This window comes from Sporosarcina sp. Y352 (assembly GCF_056786535.1).
In genome coordinates this window covers 213882-235877 of the sequence record NZ_JBXCJE010000003.1, presented here as the reverse complement: position 1 = coordinate 235877, position 21996 = coordinate 213882, and the positions used below count along the sequence as shown (strand labels likewise).

The 21996-nt window shown below is 41.3% G+C and carries 20 protein-coding genes, 1 other RNA gene and 1 other annotated feature; of the genes, 19 read left to right on the top strand and 2 right to left on the bottom strand.

Annotated elements, in window-relative coordinates; all coding sequences use genetic code 11:
• Positions 1-22 precede the first annotated feature (22 nt).
• Positions 23-1549 (bottom strand): N-acetylmuramoyl-L-alanine amidase family protein, encoded by a 1527-nt coding sequence (locus AC1TO6_RS06660; protein WP_482100823.1) that lies wholly within the window; start codon positions 1547-1549, stop codon positions 23-25.
• Positions 1550-1690: 141 nt separating this feature from the next.
• Positions 1691-1925: a binding site (T-box leader), on the top strand.
• Between the two features lie 127 nt (positions 1926-2052).
• Between AC1TO6_RS06660 and hisS the strand changes: the two genes are divergently transcribed.
• The 6 genes from hisS (at position 2053) to AC1TO6_RS06630 (ending at position 7191) form a co-directional block, all read left to right on the top strand.
• Positions 2053-3327 carry a histidine--tRNA ligase gene (gene hisS / locus AC1TO6_RS06655; protein ID WP_482100822.1) on the top strand — a complete coding sequence of 425 codons (1275 nt, stop codon included), beginning with the start codon at positions 2053-2055 and terminating at the stop codon, positions 3325-3327.
• 19 nt (positions 3328-3346) lie between these two features.
• On the top strand, positions 3347-5110 hold the full coding sequence (gene aspS / locus AC1TO6_RS06650) for an aspartate--tRNA ligase (RefSeq protein WP_482100821.1): 1764 nt from the start codon (positions 3347-3349) through the stop codon (positions 5108-5110).
• Between the two features lie 84 nt (positions 5111-5194).
• Positions 5195-5375, top strand: a non-coding RNA gene (gene ssrS / locus AC1TO6_RS06645) — 6S RNA.
• 94 nt (positions 5376-5469) lie between these two features.
• Complete coding sequence (locus AC1TO6_RS06640) at positions 5470-6237, top strand: tRNA threonylcarbamoyladenosine dehydratase (RefSeq protein WP_482100820.1); 768 nt, start codon at positions 5470-5472, stop codon at positions 6235-6237.
• A gap of 139 nt (positions 6238-6376) precedes the next feature.
• Positions 6377-6961: a DUF6612 family protein gene (locus tag AC1TO6_RS06635; RefSeq protein WP_482100819.1), complete on the top strand. Its 585-nt coding sequence runs from the start codon at positions 6377-6379 to the stop codon at positions 6959-6961.
• Positions 6949-7191: a DUF6612 family protein gene (locus tag AC1TO6_RS06630; RefSeq protein ID WP_482100818.1), complete on the top strand. Its 243-nt coding sequence runs from the start codon at positions 6949-6951 to the stop codon at positions 7189-7191. Before AC1TO6_RS06635 ends, AC1TO6_RS06630 begins: the two co-directional genes overlap by 13 nt.
• A gap of 58 nt (positions 7192-7249) precedes the next feature.
• Here AC1TO6_RS06630 and AC1TO6_RS06625 read toward each other — a convergent pair whose 3' ends face one another.
• On the bottom strand, positions 7250-8536 hold the full coding sequence (locus AC1TO6_RS06625) for a replication-associated recombination protein A (RefSeq protein WP_482100817.1): 1287 nt from the start codon (positions 8534-8536) through the stop codon (positions 7250-7252).
• 129 nt (positions 8537-8665) lie between these two features.
• On the opposite strand from AC1TO6_RS06625, the gene cymR reads away from it, so the two are divergent.
• The 13 genes from cymR to greA all read left to right on the top strand — a co-directional run bounded on the left by cymR (position 8666) and on the right by greA (position 21955).
• The gene (gene cymR / locus AC1TO6_RS06620; protein WP_482100816.1) at positions 8666-9085 is read left to right on the top strand and encodes a cysteine metabolism transcriptional regulator CymR; all 420 of its coding nucleotides are present in this window, start codon (positions 8666-8668) and stop codon (positions 9083-9085) included.
• 12 nt (positions 9086-9097) lie between these two features.
• Positions 9098-10240, top strand: coding sequence for a cysteine desulfurase family protein (locus AC1TO6_RS06615; protein WP_482100815.1), 1143 nt, complete (start codon positions 9098-9100; stop codon positions 10238-10240).
• 21 nt (positions 10241-10261) lie between these two features.
• Positions 10262-11383 carry a tRNA 2-thiouridine(34) synthase MnmA gene (gene mnmA / locus AC1TO6_RS06610; RefSeq protein ID WP_482100814.1) on the top strand — a complete coding sequence of 374 codons (1122 nt, stop codon included), beginning with the start codon at positions 10262-10264 and terminating at the stop codon, positions 11381-11383.
• 13 nt (positions 11384-11396) lie between these two features.
• Positions 11397-12062 (top strand): tetratricopeptide repeat protein, encoded by a 666-nt coding sequence (locus AC1TO6_RS06605; RefSeq protein WP_482100813.1) that lies wholly within the window; start codon positions 11397-11399, stop codon positions 12060-12062.
• Positions 12063-12077: 15 nt separating this feature from the next.
• Positions 12078-14519, top strand: a complete 2442-nt coding sequence (recD2, locus tag AC1TO6_RS06600; RefSeq protein ID WP_482100812.1) for an SF1B family DNA helicase RecD2 — start codon at positions 12078-12080, stop codon at positions 14517-14519.
• Positions 14520-15078: 559 nt separating this feature from the next.
• A complete protein-coding gene (gene alaS / locus AC1TO6_RS06595; RefSeq protein WP_482100811.1) occupies positions 15079-17709 on the top strand; it encodes an alanine--tRNA ligase in 2631 nt (876 codons plus the stop codon).
• 82 nt (positions 17710-17791) lie between these two features.
• A complete protein-coding gene (locus tag AC1TO6_RS06590; RefSeq protein ID WP_482100810.1) occupies positions 17792-18064 on the top strand; it encodes an IreB family regulatory phosphoprotein in 273 nt (90 codons plus the stop codon).
• The gene (gene ruvX / locus AC1TO6_RS06585; RefSeq protein ID WP_482100809.1) at positions 18061-18480 is read left to right on the top strand and encodes a Holliday junction resolvase RuvX; all 420 of its coding nucleotides are present in this window, start codon (positions 18061-18063) and stop codon (positions 18478-18480) included. Before AC1TO6_RS06590 ends, ruvX begins: the two co-directional genes overlap by 4 nt.
• Positions 18481-18490: 10 nt before the next feature.
• Positions 18491-18793: a DUF1292 domain-containing protein gene (locus AC1TO6_RS06580; RefSeq protein WP_482100808.1), complete on the top strand. Its 303-nt coding sequence runs from the start codon at positions 18491-18493 to the stop codon at positions 18791-18793.
• 94 nt (positions 18794-18887) lie between these two features.
• Entirely contained in the window at positions 18888-20012 is a 1125-nt protein-coding gene (gene mltG / locus AC1TO6_RS06575) for an endolytic transglycosylase MltG (RefSeq protein WP_482100807.1), read from the top strand.
• 25 nt (positions 20013-20037) lie between these two features.
• Positions 20038-20673 carry an O-methyltransferase gene (locus AC1TO6_RS06570; protein WP_482100806.1) on the top strand — a complete coding sequence of 212 codons (636 nt, stop codon included), beginning with the start codon at positions 20038-20040 and terminating at the stop codon, positions 20671-20673.
• Between the two features lie 63 nt (positions 20674-20736).
• The gene (udk, locus tag AC1TO6_RS06565) at positions 20737-21375 is read left to right on the top strand and encodes a uridine kinase (protein ID WP_482100805.1); all 639 of its coding nucleotides are present in this window, start codon (positions 20737-20739) and stop codon (positions 21373-21375) included.
• Positions 21376-21478: 103 nt separating this feature from the next.
• Positions 21479-21955, top strand: a complete 477-nt coding sequence (greA, locus tag AC1TO6_RS06560) for a transcription elongation factor GreA (protein WP_482100804.1) — start codon at positions 21479-21481, stop codon at positions 21953-21955.
• The last annotated feature ends 41 nt before the right edge of the window (positions 21956-21996 follow it).

Here is a 21996-nt window from a genome sequence, read left to right as displayed (position 1 = left end):
ACCGGCTATTACCGTTTTTTACTTAATTTCCATTAAAGTAGTCCAGTAGTCCTTTGTAGATCCCGTGCGTTGCCTGTTCACGGAACATATCACTCGTAACTGTCCGTTCCTCTGCTGAATTTGATAGAAAACCAAGTTCTATCAAAATAGCATTTTGCCTATTTTCACGGAGAACTAGGAAATCTCCTGGTTGTGATCCCCGGTCTCGCAGGTTTACTGAAGAGGCAAGTCCTTCATTGACCGCGTGAGCAAGTGCTTGCTGATGTGAATGTGTGTAGTACGTTGTGAAACCTGCAATACTGGGGTCGGGATTCGCGTCATAATGCAGACTAATAAAAGCGTCTGCATTATACTGACTGCTCACGGCGACACGTTTTCGTAATGATACATACGTGTCCGTCTCACGTGTGGTTACAACTTTCGCGCCAGCCGCTTTTAACTTGGCTGCAAGGAGATCGGACGTGAGTATTGTAATATCCTTTTCGTCTGTCCCACGTGTACCTGTAGTCCCCCGGTCGTTACCGCCATGGCCTGGATCAATGACAATCGTTACACCCTTTAACGTACCTGGAACACGTGCCTTCGTTTCTTTCATTACGGGTTCTATTGAGGATGATTCAACGTCTGTTGAAACAACCCATTTTGCTACAAAAGCAGATTCTCCAGTCGGTAGAGAAATCTCATACCAGTCTCCCTCTACTTTTCGAATTGAAAACTTTTCTCCTGCATCTGCTCGTGTGGCAATTTGTGATGATGTCGTCGCATCTTGACGGATATTGGTCCCATTAGAAAGAATGGTCACTTTTCCTAAGTCATTCTCATCGGATATTTGTTTGGCATTAGAAGATAATGTACCGTGGAATGAATACACCCAGCCTTGTTGATCATCTTTAAGTAAAATTCGTACCCAATTTCCATTGACCTCTTTAATTGCAAATGACTCACCTTCATGAATAAGGCCAACACGTTTAGAAGATAGATCCGCATTCTTTCTTACATTGAGCGCACCAACCGAAACGGTAAACAATTCAGGTGATGAAGTCTGTTCTACAGGTGCAGCTGTTGTCGTTTGGTCAATCACTTCTGTAATGTAGTCCGTATGTACCCAACCGCTAATTCCGTTAAATGTAATAGAAGCCCACTCGCCATCGCTACCAGTCATAATCGCTTCATCTCCTGCAGCAAGACGTTCTAGTACTGCAGACCCAATGGATGGACTAGACCTCATATTTAACTGGTCGACACGTGAAACGACTACAGTACTTGTCCCGCTAGATTGATTTGCTGAGACTGTCAGCCAAGAAGCTATCCACCCTGTACTTGTGCCATGTTGAATTTCATACCAATCTCCCGATGTGGATAAAACATCAACTGGCTCACCCTTGTTCAATGAACCCGTCACAGAATATGTAAGTCCGGGCCCTGAGCGGATGTGAAGCGATTTTGCATCGACTACTACAGATTCAGTTTCGGCATAAGTCGTTGGAATGTCTTGAAATACGCTGAATAAAAGTATGAATGCTATCAAACATTTGCTTGCTTTAGACAAATTATCATCCTCCCTATATTCTATTGTAGAAGTTTACACTCGAAAAAACTACAATTAAACGAAAAAGGTTGACTATATGGTGCAGAAACTTTAAGATGATGTTTAATTCACAATTTAAATCACATGATACTACTAAGAATAATTTTACCGAAGACATGGAAAGTATTTGTATAATTGACTGACTAGAGAGGGGCGGACGTGGCTGAAATCCACCCTACAGGAATTTACAATGAATAACACCATCGAGGCTCTGTGCTGAACGAACTCGTTTTCAGTAGGTACAGACGGAACCGGCCGTTATCCGGATTTAAAGTGGGCGCAACTTTGCGTCAATTTGGGTGGAACCGCGGAAGCTATAAAGGCTCTCGTCCCTTGCGTATGCAAGGGATGGGGGTCTTTTTTTTGTTTCTCAAATCCATATCCAATCTTCGGTGCCAGAAGCTCGGGGTAGTCCGACGCATCTGAAAGGCACCCTACGTTTTTCATTAGAAGGGGGAAATTGTATGAATTTCAAAGTGCCAAGAGGAACCCAAGATATTTTACCGTCTGAAACATGGAAATGGCAGCAAGCGGAAAAAATCATCAACGAAGTTTGTGATGTCTATCGTTACAAAGAAATCCGGACACCGATATTTGAACAAACGGAACTTTTTCAACGTCTTGTAGGTGAAACGACAGATGTAGTTCAAAAAGAGATGTACACATTTATGGATAAAGGCAATCGCTCAATGACGTTACGGCCGGAAGGGACAGCAGCAGTCGTCCGCTCCTTTGTTGAGCATAAAATGTTCGGTTACCCTGACCAACCTGTGAAACTTTTCTATACGGGTCCGATGTTCCGTTACGAACGTCAGCAAGCGGGACGTTATCGTCAGTTCGTCCAGTTTGGTGCGGAAGCCATAGGCAGTGCAGATCCAGCAATTGATGCGGAGGTAATTGGTTTAGCTATGGACGTTTATAGACGTGTTGGGCTGACTAAATTGAAACTCGTCATTAACTCGCTCGGTGATACAGAATGCAGAACTTCACACCGTGAAGCCCTCATAGCGCATTTTAATCCGCATATCGGTGAGTTCTGCTCTGATTGCCAATCGCGATTAGAAAAGAATCCATTACGCATTTTAGATTGTAAAGTCGATAGCAATCATCCATTAATTGCTACGGCACCTTCTTTAGCCGACTATTTAAATGAAACATCAAAACATTACTTCGATGAAGTGAAAACGTATCTGGACAATGCAGGAATTGCTTATGAAGTCGATGCAAATCTTGTACGTGGTCTTGATTATTATAACCATACGGCTTTTGAAATAATGAGCACATCTGAAGGTTTTGGAGCAATTACGACGCTCTGCGGTGGCGGACGCTACAATGGACTTGCAGAAGAAATTGGTGGCCCATCTGCTCCCGGTATTGGGTTTGCAATGAGTATCGAACGATTGCTTCTTGCGATGGCTGCGGAAGGCAAAGTGTTTAATGAGGAACCGGTGCTTGACGTTTACATCGTTACACTCGGTGAAACAGCTCGTCATCCCGCCTTTAAATTGTTAGGTGAACTAAGAGCGGCAGGCATACGGTCTGATATGGATTATATGGATCGTAAAATGAAAGCGCAAATGAAATCAGCCGATCGGCTTAGTGCAAGAATGGTTGTACTCATAGGTGAAGATGAAGTGACAGAAGGTGTTGCTATATTGAAGAAGATGGAAGACGGTGCACAACTAAAAGTACCATTTGCAGAATTGGTTCAAAAAATTAAAGAAACATTGAATGTATAAAGAGAGGCGGATGAATGCAATGCAACGGTCACATTATTGCAATGATTTAACAGAAGAGGTAATTGGAAAAGAGGTAACATTACAAGGATGGGTTCAAAAGAGAAGAGACCTTGGAGGGTTGATTTTTGTTGATGTACGAGATCGCTCAGGGATCGTTCAGGCGGTTTTTAACCCTGAATTTTCAAAAGATGCAATCATAATGGCAGACAAATTGCGTAATGAATTTGTAATTGAACTTACTGGGTTAGTAATTGAGCGCCAAGAAAGTCAAAAAAACCCCAACATAATAACAGGGTCTATTGAAATTCAAGTCTCTGAATTAAAGATTGTGAATGAAGCAAAAAACCCACCATTCATGATTGAAGATGATACGGATGTTAGCGAAGAACTTAGATTAAAGTACAGGTACCTTGATTTACGTCGTCCGAAACTTGCGAAGACATTCAAAATGCGCTCAGATATTACTAAAACGGTTCGAAACTTCCTAGACGATGAAGGGTTTTTGGAAGTGGAGACACCAATTTTGACGAAGTCCACTCCAGAAGGTGCACGGGATTATCTTGTGCCAAGCCGGGTGCATGAAGGGGAATTTTACGCACTTCCTCAATCACCACAGCTGTTCAAACAGATGCTGATGGTATCAGGGTTCGACCGCTATTACCAGATTGCCCGTTGTTTCCGTGATGAAGACCTCCGTGCCGACCGCCAGCCGGAATTTACTCAAATTGATATGGAAATGAGTTTCATGTCAATAGAAGAAATTATTGAATTGAATGAGCGGTTAATGCAAAAAATCATGAAAAAAGTTAAAGGCATTGATGTCCAGATTCCATTCAAGCGTCTCCCTTATGACGAAGCGATGGCACGTTTTGGTTCAGATAAACCGGATACGAGATTTGCTTTGGAATTGACAGATGTGTCAGACGTAGTGAAAGATACATCTTTCAAGGTCTTTGCTAGCGCAATCGAGTCGGGCGGACAAGTCAAACTCATTAACGTAAAAGGGGCAGCTGAAGATTACTCACGAAAAGACATCGATGCACTTGGAGAATATGCAGCGGTTTACGGTGCAAAAGGTCTTGCTTGGTTAAAAGTTGATGAAGAAGGATTTAAAGGCCCTATTGCGAAGTTTTTTGAAGGAGATGCGATTGATTCACTTAAATTTGCAGCAGACGCTGAAGCAGGCGATTTATTGTTATTCGTTGCAGATAGAAAAAAAGTTGTTGCTGAGGCGCTTGGTGCTTTAAGATCCAAACTTGGCAAAGACCGCGGCTTAATCGACGAATCAAAGTTTAATTTCCTTTGGGTAACAGAATGGCCATTGTTTGAATATAATGAGGAAGATGGCCGCTATTATGCAGCTCACCATCCGTTCACGATGCCAGCAGATGTGGAAGAATTGGTATCCAGTCCTGAAACGGTTAAAGCACAAGCCTATGATCTCGTTTTGAATGGCTACGAACTTGGCGGCGGATCGCTAAGAATTTACAAAAGAGATGTACAGGAAAAAATGTTTAAAGCACTTGGATTCACTGAAGAGCGGGCAAATGAACAGTTTGGATTCTTATTGGATGCATTTGATTATGGAACACCTCCACATGGCGGTATTGCATTCGGCCTCGACCGAATTGTTATGTTACTATCAGGTTCTACAAACTTACGGGATACAATTGCATTTCCGAAAACAGCGAGTGCAAGTTGCTTGTTAACCTCTGCACCTGATAGCGTTGACGATGCACAGCTCACAGAACTCGGTATTCAGATATTAACGAAAAAGAAGTAATAATCAGAAATGTTGAAAAATTATTAAATCTAGTATTAAAAAAGATTGAAATGATATAAAATCTATGATATTATACATGTAATACGAATCCTGAAGTGTTCGTTATTTGCCAATCAGTTTTGACCGAACATTTTTTCGTCGGGAGTCCGTATTTCGATTAGAATGACATGCCCTTCAACGGGACGTCAAAGGAATCGGATAGGACACCCACCTGCTGAGTGCGGGTTCAAAGCGATACTACAAAGACGGCACAATCGGGATTCGTTCCTTACATGATCATAAACCCCTCTGACGTATGTGCTGAGGGGTTTTTTATTGGGAAAATTGTAAATTTAGTAGATAGAAGGGCGGAATTTTTCTTGTTGCATCAATTTTCACGAAACGAATTGGCAATTGGTACTGAGGGTGTAGATCGAATGCGTAATATGACAGTCGCTGTGCTTGGGATTGGGGGAGTCGGTTCTTTTGCCGCGGAAGCATGTGCCAGGAGCGGAATTGGGCGAATTATTCTAGTCGACAAGGACGATATTGACGTAACGAATATTAATAGGCAACTGGTTGCTTATTTATCAACAGTCGGTCGTTCAAAATCAGAAGTGATGAAAGAACGTATTGCTGATATTAACAAAGATTGTGAAGTTATTTCATTACATATGTTTTATACGGAGGAAACAGCTGAAGAATTTTTCAGCTACAAACCCGATTATGTAATCGATGCATCTGACACAATCAGCTTTAAAATTCATTTAATAAAAGAATGTATTGCGCGTGATGTGAAAATTATTTCATGCATGGGGGTCGCGAATAAGACTGACCCGACCCGCTTGCAAATTACGGACATATCAAAAACAAATACGGATCCAGTTGCCAAGGTAATTCGTCTCAGACTAAGGAAAGAGGGCATCCATAAAGGAGTGCCGGTTGTGTTTTCTGATGAAAGTCCAATTGTCGTGAGAGAAGACGTGGTCGATACAGTTGGCAAGCCGGAAGCTTCGATTCGAAAAGCGAAAATGCCGCCCTCATCAAATGCATTTGTTCCTTCAGTTGCTGGGTTGATCAGCGCAAGTTGGGTCATTAACGATATTGTTTCAGACATTCCTATTCAAAGAGTAAAAGATAAAGTATAATAGGACAACCGCGTGAGAGTATTCATTTTCATGCGGTTCCTTTTTGGTTGTAACGAAAATAGTACAAGGGTTATAATGTGTTATGGTAAAATTACTTAAGTAAACAATGAACTAGGTTTTGCAGAAAGGATGTTACTGTGTGGATAAAGTGTTTAAGTTACTAGTTTTTGGATTAGTTGCACTCATATTGACTGGATGCAGCAGTGTAGAAGCGGAAAAAAATATGAACGCACAAGATGTTTTTGAAAAGGCGAAAGAAACTTCCACTAAATTGCAAAATGTACGTACGCATATCTCATATGATGATTACTGGAAAACGACTGCACCATTAGAGAGGCAAAGTATAAAATATGATATGATTTCGGAAGCATCATTACATCCCGAAACATTTAAACAAACCGTAACAGTCCAACCAGCCGGAGGAACTGCTTGGGTTGCAGATATCTATCAACTGGAAGATCGTGTTTTCATGAAAAAAGATCATGGTGAAATGTGGGAGGAGTTACCTTCCGGTTCAATTGCAGAACTTTTTGGTTCAATGATTGGAAATGTTCACCCGACATTAAATTTAGAATTTTTCAATGCATTTAAAGATGATTTTGTTCTTGAATCTATTGATTATGGGTACAATTTGAAATTGTCATTAACACGTGACCAATACAAAGAGTTCAAAAAATCCTATTCCTATCTAATAATGGAAGTGAAACAGAAATGGATGTCTTAAATAGCGAGTTTCCACTTATCAATAGGTTCGAGATTGTTATTGGGATTGACATCAATACATTTTATATTACCGATTTTCAAATGATGTTGGATACAACAACTTATTCCACAACAAAAATAGACGGTAATTCACACCATGTAAAACAGACAATCAATGCAATATATAGTCATTTTGACAATGTGGATACTGTGAAAATTCCGACCGCAGTTCAGGATGCTGTAGCACAATAATGTTCAATTATTCAAAACCCTCCTAAAGAGACAGCTAGGAGGGTTTTGAATTGTTAAATTACTTTTTCTTTTGAAACTCTTTTAACTTCTTGTAAATTGCAGCCAACTTCTTCTCTTCCCCCGCTAGAACAGGTTTGTAAAATTCAGTACTTTTTAATTTCTCTGGTAAGTATTGCTGATTTGTCCAGCCACCGAAAGAACCGAGAGGCGTGTCATGTGGATATTTATAACCTGTATGTCCGAGTTTTTCCGCGCCAGCATAATGGGTATCTCGTAAATGTAATGGAATATCCCCAGTTTTGCCTTCGTTGATGGCCTTGACAGCTGCATCAAATGCTTTATAAGCTGAATTCGATTTCGAAGACAAACACATTTCGATGACAGCATTCGCTAAAGGAATGCGAGCTTCTGGCATACCTAGCCTCATGGCTGCATCTGTTGCCGCAAGGACGTGCGGACCAACGGATGGTGAGGCGAGTCCGATATCTTCATAGGCCATAACGAGCAAACGTCTAGAGACGGCTGTCAAATCTCCGGTCTCTAGCAGATTAGCAAGATAATAGATGGCGGCATCGACATCGCTGCCTCGAACTGCCTTTTGAAGTGCCGATAATAGATTATAAAAATGAGAACCTTTTTTATCACCGAACAAACCGATTCGACCAAGTAAATTTTCAAGTAGCCAGTCTTCAATAATTGTTTTTCCGTCTACACTATCACTAGCCGAAACAGCCGATTCGAGAACGGTTAACGCTTTTCGCGCATCACCGTTAACACCTTCAGATATTAAAATCAGTTGGTCTTCCGATATATCGATTGCCATTTTTCCGAGTCCGCGCTCTTCATCTGTTAGCGCTCTACGAAGAACTACTAATAAATCAGTCGGTTCCAACCGCGCCAATTGACGAATTTCACCACACCTGGATCGAATTGCTGGATTGACGTCATGATATGGATTTTCAGTCGTTGCTCCTATTAAAACAATTGCCCCGTTTTCAACATGAGGCAGTAATGTATCTTGTTGTAATTTGTTAAAACGATGTATTTCATCAAGGAATAACAACACTTTCCCGGTGATGCGCGATTCTGCAACAACTTCTTCTACATCTTTCTTGCCTGAAACGGTCGCATTCATGGCGATGAAAGGAAGGTTGCTTGTACCTGCAATTGCATGGGCGAGTGATGTCTTACCGATTCCGGGTTCACCGTACAATAGCATCGAAGGAACGTGACCGTTTTTAATCATACGGTATAATGCTGTTTTTTCACCTATAATTTCTTTCTGTCCTGCAATCTCATCTATATTGTTCGGTCGCATGCGAAACGCCAATGGCTCGTTGTTCAAAATAACCACTCCTCAGTACATCTGTTCCTCTATTATACACGTTAGACAAACGTAAATCATTTTAAGGAAGCCGACAGGCCACATATGCTATAATATTTTGAAGCAATCGTAAAAAAGGACGGGATATATATGAAGATTTCTACAAAAGGGCGATATGGACTGACAATCGTTGTTGAATTGGGGGCTAAGTACGGGGAAGGTCCTGTACCGCTTCGGAAAATTGCCGAAGAACAGAAGTTGTCTGAAGCCTATCTTGAACAGCTGATTCCACCGCTACGCAATAGTGGAATAGTTAAAAGTGTACGCGGTGCATATGGCGGCTATATGCTTGCTAGACCACCTGCCGAAATTACGGCTGGAGATGTTATCCGTATTTTGGAAGGGCCCATTCAGCTAGTAGAAGGTTTAGAGGGTTCGGACATTCCTCAGCAAGAACTGTGGAAAAGAATCGGTGAAGCAGTGCGCAGTGTACTTGACACAACGACTATTGAAGATTTAATGAAATCCGGTGAAGCAAATGAACAAGACAGTTATATGTTTTACATTTAAAGGGGTCTTATAATGACGACAATATATCTCGACCATGCAGCGACGACACCGGTTCATCCGGAAGTAAGCGCGACTCATATAAAAATGCTTGAATCTGTATTTGGAAACCCTTCGAGTATCCACAGTTACGGCAGAGAATCTCGGAAATGGCTTGATGATGCAAGAAAATTACTTGCACAGTCCATCAATGCAGAACCGTCGGAAATCATTTTTACATCAGGCGGAACTGAAGCGGATAACTTTGCGGTTTTCGGAACTGTAATGGCTATGAAGGAAAAAGGAAATCATATCATCACGACGAATATTGAACACCATGCCGTTTTAAATCCATGTAAACAACTTGAGTTGCTGGGTTTCGAGGTAACATATTTGGAAGTTGATGAAAATGGGAGAATTAGTACGGAACAAGTTATAAATGCAATTACTGATAGAACAATTCTAGTCACGGTTATGTATGGAAATAATGAGGTAGGTACAATTCAGCCGATTCGTGAAATTGGTGAGATTTTGAAAGATCATCAAGCTGTATTCCATACGGATGCTGTACAGGCGTACGGCCTCATTCCACTTAATGTTGACGAACTTGGAGTTGATTTATTATCAGTTACTGCTCATAAATTAAATGGACCAAAAGGGATAGGTTTTCTCTATCAGCGTAAAGGACTTGAAACTTCTCCGCTCATATTTGGGGGAGAGCAAGAACGGAAACGCCGTGCTGGTACTGAAAATATTCCTGCAATTGTTGCCTTTTCGAAAGCGGTGTCGATCGCACAACGTGAGATGGTACGAAATAATTTAAATTACACTAACTATACAACTATAATGACGGACATTTTTGACGAACAAGCTATTGTATATGAAGTATCTGGAAAAAATATAGACAAACTTCCACATATTTTGAATATAAGCTTCCCAGGAACGGATATTGAATCACTTCTCGTCAATTTAGACATGGCGGGGATTGCTGTGTCCAGCGGATCTGCATGTACTGCAGGCTCAATTGATCCATCGCACGTTCTTACTGCAATGCATGGTGAAAATTCCGCTAAACTACGAAATTCAGTCCGGTTCAGTTTCGGTCTTGGTCTTAACGAGGAATCCATTAAGGAAGCCGCACACAAAACCGCTGGTATTGTGAAAAAGTCTGTGAAATGAAAAGCAAAGGATGTTTATAGAATGATAACAACTAAATCAGCAGCAGAAACACGTGTCGTTGTCGGTATGTCTGGCGGTGTCGATTCATCTGTTGCGGCACTACTATTAAAAGAACAGGGTTATGAAGTAATCGGGATCTTTATGAAAAACTGGGATGACACGGACGAATTTGGTGTCTGTACCGCAACCGAGGACTACGAAGACGTCATCAGTGTTTGCAATCAAATTGGAATCCCTTATTACGCTGTAAATTTCGAAAAACAATATTGGGATAAAGTCTTTACGTATTTCCTTGAAGAATATAAAGCGGGACGAACACCAAATCCCGACGTAATGTGTAACAAAGAAATTAAATTCAAGGCTTTTCTCGAACATGCAATGAGTCTTGGAGCAGATTATTTAGCAACAGGGCACTATGCACAAGTTGTTGAAGTAGATGGCGGTGTTTCGATGCTACGAGGAAAAGATGAAAATAAAGACCAAACCTATTTCTTGAATCAACTTACTCAGGACCAACTGCAAAAAGTCATGTTTCCTATTGGCGCTATGGACAAAAGTTTGGTGCGTGAAAAAGCTGTAGAAGCAGGCCTATCAACGGCAACGAAAAAAGATTCAACTGGTATTTGTTTTATCGGTGAACGGAATTTCAAAGAATTCCTAGGACAATATCTACCTGCGCAACCAGGTGATATGAAAACTATGGATGGTGTATCTATGGGGCGTCATGATGGGCTAATGTATTATACAATCGGACAGCGACATGGTCTTGGTATTGGCGGGGCAGGGGAACCTTGGTTTGTTATCGGGAAAGACTTGAAAACGAACGTTCTTCTGGTCGGTCAAAACTTTCACAATGATGCTCTTTATTCCGATAGTTTGACAGCAATCGACATTAGTTTTTCCACAGTGCGAAAAATGTCGGAAACGTTCAGCTGTACAGCAAAATTTCGTTATCGTCAGCCGGATACAAAAGTAACCGTTGAATTGACTGAAGACGGTAACGCAATCGTCCGATTTGCAGAACAGGTTCGTGCAATAACTCCAGGACAGGCTGTTGTTTTTTATGACGGCGAAGAGTGTCTTGGCGGGGGAACAATAGATACTGTTTTCAAAAATGGAAAACAACTTGAATACGTTGGATAAGGAGAATTTAATTATGGAATACAATGAGATTGGAATTGCTGCACTACAAAAAGGTGAATATGAAAAAGCGGTCGAATCATTTATGCAAGGGGTTGAAAAGGACCCTGAAAATGCGGTCGGTTATATTAATCTTGGGAATGTATTCGCCTCACTAGGGGATGCCGAAAGAGCGGAACCTTTTTTTCAGAAGGCGATTACACTAGATGCGGAGGCTGGCACAGCATATTACGGTCTGGCCAATCTTTATTATAATAAAGAGCGTTTTGAAGAAGCGGCAAAACTATATGAAAAAGCAATTCGTCAAGGTATCGAAGAGGCAGATGTTTATTTCATGCTAGGAAAAAGTCTCGAACGATCGAGTAAAGAAAAATTGGCATTGCCATACCTTCAACGAGCGGCCGAACTGGCACCGAATGATCTTGAAATCAGACTATCCTACGGTATTGTCCTTGCAAATTTGGAGTTGTTTAAAGAATCGGAAAGCGAATTTCTATTTATTCTCGAACAGGATGAGGATAATGCCGATGCCCATTATAATCTAGGCTTTTTGTATGCAGTTTCAACAGAAAACAAAGATGATGCCCTTAAGCATCTTGAGAAAGCTTTTACAATCGAACCAGAACATCTACAGGCACGTTATATATTTGACATGATTCAACTGGGTGGAAATAGCAAATAAGAAGGGGTGGCGGTTATGGAAGGGAACAACGCAATGGAATACATGGAAGAAATCTTTCTAATCGGGCGACCGGTCGTAACGATCTTCCATAACCCTGATAGCCTTTTTACGATTGCGAAGTTAAAAGTTCGTGAAACGAATAGTGGGTATGAAGATAAAGAAATTATCGTTAAAGGTAGTTTTCCCCAGTTGAATGCTGAAGATGATTACAAATTCACTGGGAAACTTGTTAATCACCCGACTTACGGTGCTCAATTTGACGTGCATACGTTTACGAAAGAGATGCCCGCAACAGAAACAGGACTTGTCCATTATTTATCGGGCGACTTATTTCCGGGCATTGGGATGAAAACGGCCCAAACAATTGTGAAACAGCTGGGAACAGATGCGATAAAAAAGATTCTTGATAATCCGTCTGTTCTCTCAACTGTTCCAAGGCTATCCGATGAAAAAAAAGAGACACTTGTTTCCGTACTTGAACAAAATATGGGACTCGAACGGACGATTATCCAGTTAAACGAATGGGGATTCGGTCCGCAAATAGCAATGCGGATTTATCAGAAGTATCGGGAAGAAGCGATTTCACAACTTACTGAAAACCCTTATCGACTTATTGAAGAGATTGAAGGCGTAGGTTTCCAACGAGCCGATGAACTTGGGAAAAATCTTGGAATTACGGGAAATCATCCATCGAGGATCAAAGCAGCTATTCTTCACACGATGAATCAGGCAGTGCAATCAGCAGGTCATGTGTTTGTTGAAGCAGAGACAATCTTGCCTGAAGCGAAACGACTATTAGAAATGAGTCAAAGAATAGATATTCAATATTCAGATATTTCCCAGGCAATTATTCAACTTGTTGAAGAAGGTAAGCTGTCTGCAGAGGGAAAAAGACTATACATACCATCCCTTTACTTCTCAGAAATTGGAATTGCAGCTAAACTAGAACGAATTATGGAAAATGATACCGCCGATCAATTCCCTGTGTCTGAAATTAGGAAAGCTGTAGGGGAAGTAGAGGAAAGACTCTCTGTCAATTATGCGGAAACACAAGTGTCTGCGATTGAAACTGCACTCCATTCACCATTAATGATATTGACGGGTGGTCCTGGAACAGGGAAGACGACAGTGATACGCGGTTTTGTGGAAGTGTATGCTGAATTACATGGGTTGTCACTAGATCCAACAGAATATGCGAAGAAGAAAGAAACATTTCCCATTGTTCTAGCAGCGCCAACCGGACGTGCTGCTAAACGTATGTCCGAATCGACAGGTTTACCCGCTATGACTATTCACCGACTACTTGGGTTTAATGGGTTGGAAAAGGAAGAAGAGACTGAGCGAGAAATTGAAGGACGTCTTATTATCATCGATGAAATGTCGATGGTAGACACATGGCTTGCACATCAGCTATTAAAGGCGCTTGCGAACGATGTTCAACTGTTGTTCGTCGGAGACCAAGATCAGCTACCACCCGTCGGACCCGGACAAGTGCTGCGTGATATGCTGGATTCTGGGAAAGTTCCCGTCGTTGAACTGACTGAAATATTTCGACAAAGTGAAGGTTCATCAATAATTGAAATGGCACATATGATTAAGCGGTCAGAATGGACAGATGATATTACTAAGAAGACGTCGGATCGTTCTTTTATTAAAGCAAGTAGTGATCGAATTCTTGAAGTTGTAGAACAGGTTGTAAAAAGTGCAATCGTCAAAGGTCATCCTATCAAGGATATTCAAGTACTTGCACCCATGTATCGCGGACCTGCGGGTATTGATGGGTTGAACAAGATGATCCAGGAAATGGTTAATCCGCCTGGGCCAAAACGAAAAGAAGTTGTTTTTGGGGAAGCGGTTTACCGGATTGGAGATAAGGTACTACAGCTTGTCAACCAACCTGAGAGTAATGTTTTTAACGGTGATATGGGTGAGGTCATTTCGATTATAAAAGCGAAAGAAACAATTGATAAAAAAGAACTGCTCATCGTATCGTACGATGGAATTGAAGTTACCTATGAACGGAACGACCTTAACCAACTTACACTTGCTTACTGCTGTTCAATCCATAAATCTCAAGGTAGTGAATTTCCAATTGTTATCATGCCAATCGTTCGTGGACATCGTAAAATGTTGCGTCGCAATTTGTTATACACTGGCATCACCCGTGCAAAAAACTTCCTTATTCTCTGTGGAGAACCTGAAGAGTTCAGGACAGGTATAGCACGGACTGATGAAATGGAGCGTCAGACTACACTGAAAGAGCGTCTTAATGGAAGCATGATCGAGTCGGAAGTTGAAGAGGATAAGGCTACAGGAATTTCCGATGAGTCCATCGTCAGTCCGACCGATTCTCTGCCGATAACCTACGAACTAACGATGGAAACTTTCATGGCAATTGACCCGCTGATAGGTATGAGGGGTGTAACTCCTTATGAGTTTCTTGAAGCTTCCGATTGACAATTAGAAAGAACTTTTCTATAATCCAATTAGAAATGCAGAAGCAGTCGATTCGATTTAATGGAAATAAGACGAACCGGATAAGTGGTGTTTTCCAAGCACACTTGGACAGTCTTATGACTAAGCTTTAAATGGTAATAATATTTGATATGAAACACGTTGACGGAGAAAGTAAACATGTCTGCTTGATCAGAAAAGTGCCCCTTGGCTGAAAGGGTGCTCAAGTAAGAATGTCGAAAAGCTACTCTTGAGTGCAGCTCATCCCTGCCGTCCGCCGCGTTAAGGCAACCAGAGATGCCGGATATATTTGTTTCGGTAATTAGGGTGGTACCGCGAGACTAACATCTTCGTCCCTTTGTTTAGGGGCGGGGATTTTTTTGTGCTCAAAGAATGTCGGTGTGCAGCGGGGAGAGATTGAACTTTGTCCCTCTTCTTTGCAGCAGGATGTCGCGCAATATGGCTACTTTCCTATAGCATTTTGCAGTAAGGTTCTCAAAGTTACAGCAAGAGGCTTACACTACATAACTACACATATTTAATTAACTAGGAGGAAACAATTATGAAAAAGATGTCTTCATCCGAAATACGCAACTTGTTTTTAGAGTATTTTAAGGAGAATGGCCACAGTGTAGAACCGTCCGCTCCACTTGTCCCAATCGATGATGCTTCGTTGCTGTGGATAAACAGCGGTGTGGCAACATTAAAAAAATACTTTGATGGGCGGGTTGTTCCGACGAATCCGCGCATCGTCAATGCACAGAAATCAATTCGAACAAACGATATTGAAAACGTAGGAAAAACAGCTCGCCATCATACATTTTTCGAAATGCTTGGGAACTTCTCGATAGGCGATTACTTTAAAGAAGAGGCAATTGTACGCGCTTGGGAGTTTTTGACGGATGATAAATGGATTGGTTTTGATCCTGAGTTACTGTCTATTACAATTCACCCGGAAGATGAAGAAGCTTATGCGATTTGGCGTGATAAAATTGGTCTTCCTGAAGATCGTATTATTCGTCTTGAAGGGAACTTCTGGGATATCGGAGAAGGCCCAAGTGGACCGAACTCGGAAATATTCTACGATCGTGGGGCGTCTTACGGAGATGACTTCTCAGATCCTGAATTGTATCCAGGAGGGGAAAATGAACGCTACTTAGAAATCTGGAACCTGGTTTTCTCAGAATTTAATCATAATCCGGATAATTCGTATACGCCGCTTCCGAAAAAAAATATTGATACAGGAATGGGACTCGAGCGTCTGGTATCCGTTATCCAAGAAGTTCCGACAAACTTTGACACGGATCTCTTTATGCCGATAATGAATGCGATTGAAAAGGTTTCTGGAGAGACATACCGTGAAGATCAACAAAAAGATATCGCATTCAAAGTGATTGCGGACCATATACGTACAGTCGCTTTCGCAATCGGCGATGGAGCACTCCCGTCCAATGAAGGACGTGGTTACGTACTTAGAAGGCTGCTGCGCAGGGCGGTTCGTTTTGGGAAACAGCTAGGTGTAAACAAGTCATTCATGTTTGAATTAGTTCCAGTCGTAGGTGAAATCATGGAAGACTTCTATCCTGAAGTTACCTTTAAGAAAGATTTCATTATGAAAGTTATTAAAAACGAAGAAGAACGTTTCCATGAAACTTTATCGGATGGAATGGCTATTCTTTCTGGCGTAATTGAAAACGTGAAATTAGCAGGTTCGACGATCGCAGGTACAGATGCATTCCGTCTTTATGACACATATGGCTTCCCGTTCGAATTGACAGAAGAACTTGCTGAAGAGGCGGGTGTCACGGTTGATCGAGCTGGATTCGATTTGGAGATGGATAGTCAGCGTAAGCGTGCTCGAGCAGCGCGTCAAGACGTTGACTCGATGAGTGTCCAGTCGAGTGTGCTTGGTGAAATTAATGTGCCTAGTGAATTTGTTGGGTACGATCAACTGCAAAGTGAATCGACAGTTGTCACTCTTTTACAAGAGGGTGTACAAGTAGACAGCGCATCCGAAGGTGACGAAGTTCAGTTCATCTTAGATTCTACGCCGTTCTATGCGGAAAGCGGAGGACAAATTGCGGACAAAGGAATTATTAGTAGCGAATCCTTCATTGCAGATATTAAAAATGTACAAAAAGCACCGAACGGTCAAAACTTGCATACTGCTATTATGCGTTCCGGTGAATTAAGTGATAATACAAAGGTCGTAGCTGAAGTAAATCAAGCAGCAAGAAAACTTACTGTCAAAAATCATACAGCAACACATCTTCTCCACAAAGCATTGAAAGAAGTACTAGGTATGCACGTTAATCAGGCAGGTTCATACGTTGGACCTGATCGTCTGCGTTTCGATTTTTCACATTTTGGCCAAGTTTCGAAAGAAGAACTTGAGAAGATTGAACTGATTGTCAATGAGAAAATTTGGGAAGACATTGCTGTTGAAATCGCCGAAAGACCAATTGACGAGGCGAAAAAACTTGGTGCAATGGCACTTTTCGGAGAGAAATACGGAAATGTTGTTCGCGTCGTTTCTGTGGGTGATTACTCATTAGAACTCTGCGGGGGTTGTCATGTTGCCTCAACTTCTGTCATTGGGTTGTTTAAAATTGTTTCCGAGAGCGGTATCGGAGCGGGTACACGTCGAATTGAAGCAGTTACTGGTCAAGAGGCTTATCGGTCATTCAAAGAAGAAGAGGAATTGCTCGTCAATGCAGCAAGCCTTTTAAAATCAAATACGAGAGATATTGTGACAAAGGTAGGTTCGTTACAATCCGACATGAAAGAACTTCAGCGTGAAAATGACTCGTTATCCGCAAAACTTGGCAATAGTCAATTGGCGGACGTCATGACATCGGCACAGCAAATTGATGATGTTACGGTAATCTCTGCACGTGTGGATGTGAAAGACAACAACGGTCTTCGTCAGATGATGGATGAATTGAAACAGAAGCTATCAAAAGGGGTAATTGTTCTTGGTGCCGCAGTAGACGGAAAAGTGATGCTTGTGTCAGGTGTGACTGAAGATTTAAAAACCGGGAACTATCATGCGGGTAAAATCGTCAATCACGTAGCGAACCAATGCGGCGGAAAAGGTGGCGGTCGCCCAGATATGGCTATGGCGGGGGCAAAAGATGTGTCAAAACTTGATGATGCCCTTCAATCCGTGTATGATTATGTCAAATCTGTTTAACTGGAGCGGTAATTCGGTTATAATAAGAAACGGAATGATATCCGATTCGTAAAACGGATGATCTGAAAGCGGGGTGTCTATTATGGAATCATACGACAAGACGATGAAATTCAACTTCCCTGAAGAGTCGATGGAGCAGGAAGTGAAACAGGTCATGCTTCATGTGCACAAGGCACTTGACGAAAAAGGGTACAATCCCATAAACCAGATTGTCGGTTATCTTCTATCGGGCGATCCTGCCTATATACCTCGTCATGAAGATGCTCGTAATCTGATTCGAAAGTTGGAACGTGACGAAATACTGGAAGAACTTGTGAAGTTTTACGTTCGTGAAAACGGGGGCAAAGCGGAGTGAGAACAATGGGATTGGATGTTGGATCCAAAACGGTTGGCATCGCGATCAGTGATGCACTTGGGTGGACAGCCCAAGGCATTGAAACAGTAAAGGTCGATGAAGGTGCTGGCCAGTTTGGCATGGATAGAATCCAACAACTAGTAAATGAGTACGAAGTCAGCGGGTTTGTAGTAGGTTTTCCAAAAAACATGAACAATACAGTTGGACCGAGAGGGAAAGCATCTCAAGACTACGCGGAACTACTGAAAGAAACATTCGGCTTTCCTGTAACACTATGGGATGAAAGGCTTACAACGATGGCCGCGGAAAGAGTGCTGATTGATGCGGATGTCAGTCGTAAAAAAAGAAAGTCTGTTATTGATAAGATGGCAGCGATCATGATACTTCAAGGGTATCTTGATTTAAAAAATAGATGAGGTGATCGTAATGGAACACGGACAAGAAACAATGACGATTGTAGATGAAAATGGCGTAGAACACGTATGTGAGGTTATTTTCACATTTGATTCAGAGGAATTTGGTAAATCATATGTACTTTATCATGTACTTGGTGAAGAGCCAGAAGATGAAGACGAAGAAATCGAAATTCATGCATCCGCATTTGTACCTTCAGAGGATAACGAAGATGGCGAATTAATGCCAATTGAAGACGATGCTGAGTGGGAAATGATCGAAGAAATGTTGAACACATTCCTTGCAGAAGAGGAAGAAAACGAAGAAGAAGAGTAAATCAGATAGGCACGGACGGGACGGTGCGGTGCAGGCCGTGCCGTTTTTTCATTGAAAACATTAGAGGTTTTCGAACGAAAGAGGTGGATTCCGCATGGATAATGGATCTAAAAAAGATGTCATGTTCGAGCGAATGCGTGAAAAGAAAAAAGAAGTGAAAATAGTTAGAAGGATTGTACTGATAATTGTACTGGTTTTATTGCTAATCGGCCTTATAGGTGGTCGCTTTGCATATAAATACATAACAGAAGGTCTTCAACCTGTCGACCCGGACTCTGAAGAAGTGATTGAAGTTGAAATTCCAATCGGATCTGGTGTCGATTTCATTGCAACTAAGCTACAAACTTCAGGAATTGTTAAGGATGCGCGTCTGTTTAAATACTACGTTAAGTTTAATAACAACACTCAGTTTCAGGCGGGTACTTATGGCTTAACTAAAGCTATGACACTAGACGAAATAATTGAAAGTCTCAAAACAGGAAAAGTATATCGAGAACCTATTTTTACAATTACGGTTCCGGAAGGTTTGACTTTGAAACAAATTGCGAAAATTGTCGATAAGCAAACTGGTATTTCTGAAAAAGAATTTATGGATTATGTAAGCGATGAAGCAACGATTGATATGTTGATAGGGAAGTATTCGAACATTCTAACAGAGGAGATTCTAGCGGAAAATATTAAATACCCGCTAGAAGGTTATTTGTTCCCAGCGACTTATCCTTTTTATGAAGAAAACCCATCTGTTGCAAAAATTGTCGATACAATGGTACAGGCGACTGCTTTGAATGTAACACCCTATCTGGATTACCTTCAAACTGAAGATAAGTCTGTACACTGGCTTTTAACATTTGCTTCCTTACTGGAAAGAGAAGCAACTGCGAAATCAGACAGGGAGATTATTGCAAGTGTGTTTTACAATCGCTTGGACGATGATATGCTCTTGCAAACGGATCCTACTGTACTTTACGCGCTTGGAGAACACAAGGACCGAGTTCTATACGTCGACTTGGAAAAAGACGATCCTTATAATACCTATGTGTACAAAGGATTGCCGCCAGGTCCGATAGCAGGAGCGGGTACATCCTCTATCGTAGCGGTCATTGAACCAGCGGAAACAGACTACATCTATTTCTTGGCTGATAAAAAAGGTGTTAACCACTTTACGGATTCCTACGACCAGCACTTGAAAAACCGAGATGAATATTTATCAGATAAATGATGGTCTTGAACAGGAGATGAGTGGAATGGATATTTATAAATCTTATATCGCGAGTTTCGCGAAGGAAAAAGAGTCTTTCATCTCTGAAATTGAACAATTCGCTGACGAAAATTATGTGCCAATTATGGATAGTGACGGTATTGACATGTTCATCAGTCTGTTGAGAATTCAAAAACCGGATCGAATCCTTGAAATCGGAAGTGCTATCGGTTATTCTGCAATTCGTATTGCAGCTGCATTACCTAAAGTGTCCATTGTTACCATCGAACGAGACAACGTACGCTTTATGCAAGCAGTTGATTATATTTCCAGGAGCGGTTATTCGGAGCGGATTGCTATTATTGAAGCAGACGCTCTCCTGACAGAAAGTACGGATATCTTCCATCAAGAATACGATGCACTTTTCATCGATGCAGCTAAAGGTCAATATAAACGATTCTTTGAAAAATATGCACCCGTAGTAGCACAAGGTGGAGTTATTTATTGCGATAATATGTTCATGCATGGTATGGTGCTGCACGACGATAAAGATATACCTAAGCGAAATCGAACGATGATACGCAACTTAAAAGAATTTACAAAATGGATTATGGGTAATCCGGAATTCGAAACGTCTTTGCTTCCTGTTGGAGACGGACTTTTGATTGCGGTAAAAAAGTAATAGAAAATTAGTCTAGGTCTATCCATATTTTCAGGATATTCTAATGTGCAAAGGGAGTTTGAAATGAAATCAAGAAAACCTGTCGTCATTGGCATTGCAGGTGGCTCGGGATCGGGAAAAACGAGCGTCACCAATTCAATTTACGAAGTCTTTAAGGAGAACTCTGTCGTCGTCATAGAGCAGGACTATTATTATAAAGATCAGTCCCATCTGCAATTTGAAGAACGGCTAGAAACAAATTATGATCATCCGTTGGCATTTGACACGGATCTATTGATCGACCATGTGAAAACACTATTGGATCGAAAATTCGTTGAGAAACCTGTGTATGATTATTCACTACATACTAGGTCAAAAGAAACCATCCTAATCGAACCAAAAGACGTTATCATTCTTGAAGGGATTTTGGTCCTTGAGGACGAGAGGCTTCGTGACTTGATGGATATAAAGCTATTTGTCGACACAGATGCAGATTTGCGTATAATAAGGCGAATTATGCGGGACATCAATGACCGAGGGCGAACGATTGAATCCGTAATTGAACAGTATTTGTCCGTGGTTCGTCCAATGCATAACCAATTCATTGAACCAACGAAGAGATATGCGGATATAATTATTCCAGAAGGCGGTCATAATGAGGTCGCAATTGATTTAATGGTTACAAAAATAAAAACAATTCTTGAATCTGGCAAGGAATTGTAATATGATGATGACAGAATTCTATATAGATTAGGACTATGTCACATATAACTCGATGGAGTGGCATAGTATTTTTATGAACAGGAATATAGGGAGTGGTGTGTTTATGGTTACAGAAAAGAAATTTCCAATGACAGTATCAGGTAAACAAAAGCTTGAAGAAGAACTTGACTTTTTAAAATCGGTTAAACGAAAAGAAGTTGTCGAGCGCATAAAAATCGCGCGCAGTCACGGCGATCTCTCAGAGAACTCTGAGTATGATTCGGCAAAAGAGGATCAGGGCTTCCTAGAAGGGAAAATTTCATCTTTGGAGTCGATGATTCGCAATGCTGTAATCATCACAGCAGACGAATTGAATACTGATGAAGTACGCCTTGGCACAACAGTTTCTTTTAAAGAACTGCCAGACGGAGACGAAGAGACTTATACGATTGTCGGTTCTGCTGAAGCAAATCCGATTGAAGGTCTTATTTCAAACGATTCGCCGATTGCAAAAGGACTTATTGGACGTTCTAAAGGCGATGAAGTTAGAATTAATACACCAGGTGGAGAAATGACAGTTACAATATTAGACATAAAATGATTTGCCGATAGCCGCCTTCTACATGAGGGCGGTTTTCGTGC

Bases quoted from the DNA above. Each gene is read 5' to 3' on its own strand.
- hisS (WP_482100822.1), top strand. From the start codon at position 2,053: ATGAATTTCAAAGTGCCAAGAGGAACCCAAGATATTTTACCGTCTGAA.
- aspS (WP_482100821.1), top strand. From the start codon at position 3,347: ATGCAACGGTCACATTATTGCAATGATTTAACAGAAGAGGTAATTGGA.
- AC1TO6_RS06630 (WP_482100818.1), top strand. From the start codon at position 6,949: ATGGATGTCTTAAATAGCGAGTTTCCACTTATCAATAGGTTCGAGATT.
- cymR (WP_482100816.1), top strand. From the start codon at position 8,666: ATGAAGATTTCTACAAAAGGGCGATATGGACTGACAATCGTTGTTGAA.
- AC1TO6_RS06615 (WP_482100815.1), top strand. From the start codon at position 9,098: ATGACGACAATATATCTCGACCATGCAGCGACGACACCGGTTCATCCG.
- mnmA (WP_482100814.1), top strand. From the start codon at position 10,262: ATGATAACAACTAAATCAGCAGCAGAAACACGTGTCGTTGTCGGTATG.
- AC1TO6_RS06605 (WP_482100813.1), top strand. From the start codon at position 11,397: ATGGAATACAATGAGATTGGAATTGCTGCACTACAAAAAGGTGAATAT.
- recD2 (WP_482100812.1), top strand. From the start codon at position 12,078: ATGGAAGGGAACAACGCAATGGAATACATGGAAGAAATCTTTCTAATC.
- alaS (WP_482100811.1), top strand. From the start codon at position 15,079: ATGAAAAAGATGTCTTCATCCGAAATACGCAACTTGTTTTTAGAGTAT.
- AC1TO6_RS06590 (WP_482100810.1), top strand. From the start codon at position 17,792: ATGGAATCATACGACAAGACGATGAAATTCAACTTCCCTGAAGAGTCG.
- AC1TO6_RS06580 (WP_482100808.1), top strand. From the start codon at position 18,491: ATGGAACACGGACAAGAAACAATGACGATTGTAGATGAAAATGGCGTA.
- mltG (WP_482100807.1), top strand. From the start codon at position 18,888: ATGGATAATGGATCTAAAAAAGATGTCATGTTCGAGCGAATGCGTGAA.
- AC1TO6_RS06570 (WP_482100806.1), top strand. From the start codon at position 20,038: ATGGATATTTATAAATCTTATATCGCGAGTTTCGCGAAGGAAAAAGAG.
- udk (WP_482100805.1), top strand. From the start codon at position 20,737: ATGAAATCAAGAAAACCTGTCGTCATTGGCATTGCAGGTGGCTCGGGA.
- greA (WP_482100804.1), top strand. From the start codon at position 21,479: ATGGTTACAGAAAAGAAATTTCCAATGACAGTATCAGGTAAACAAAAG.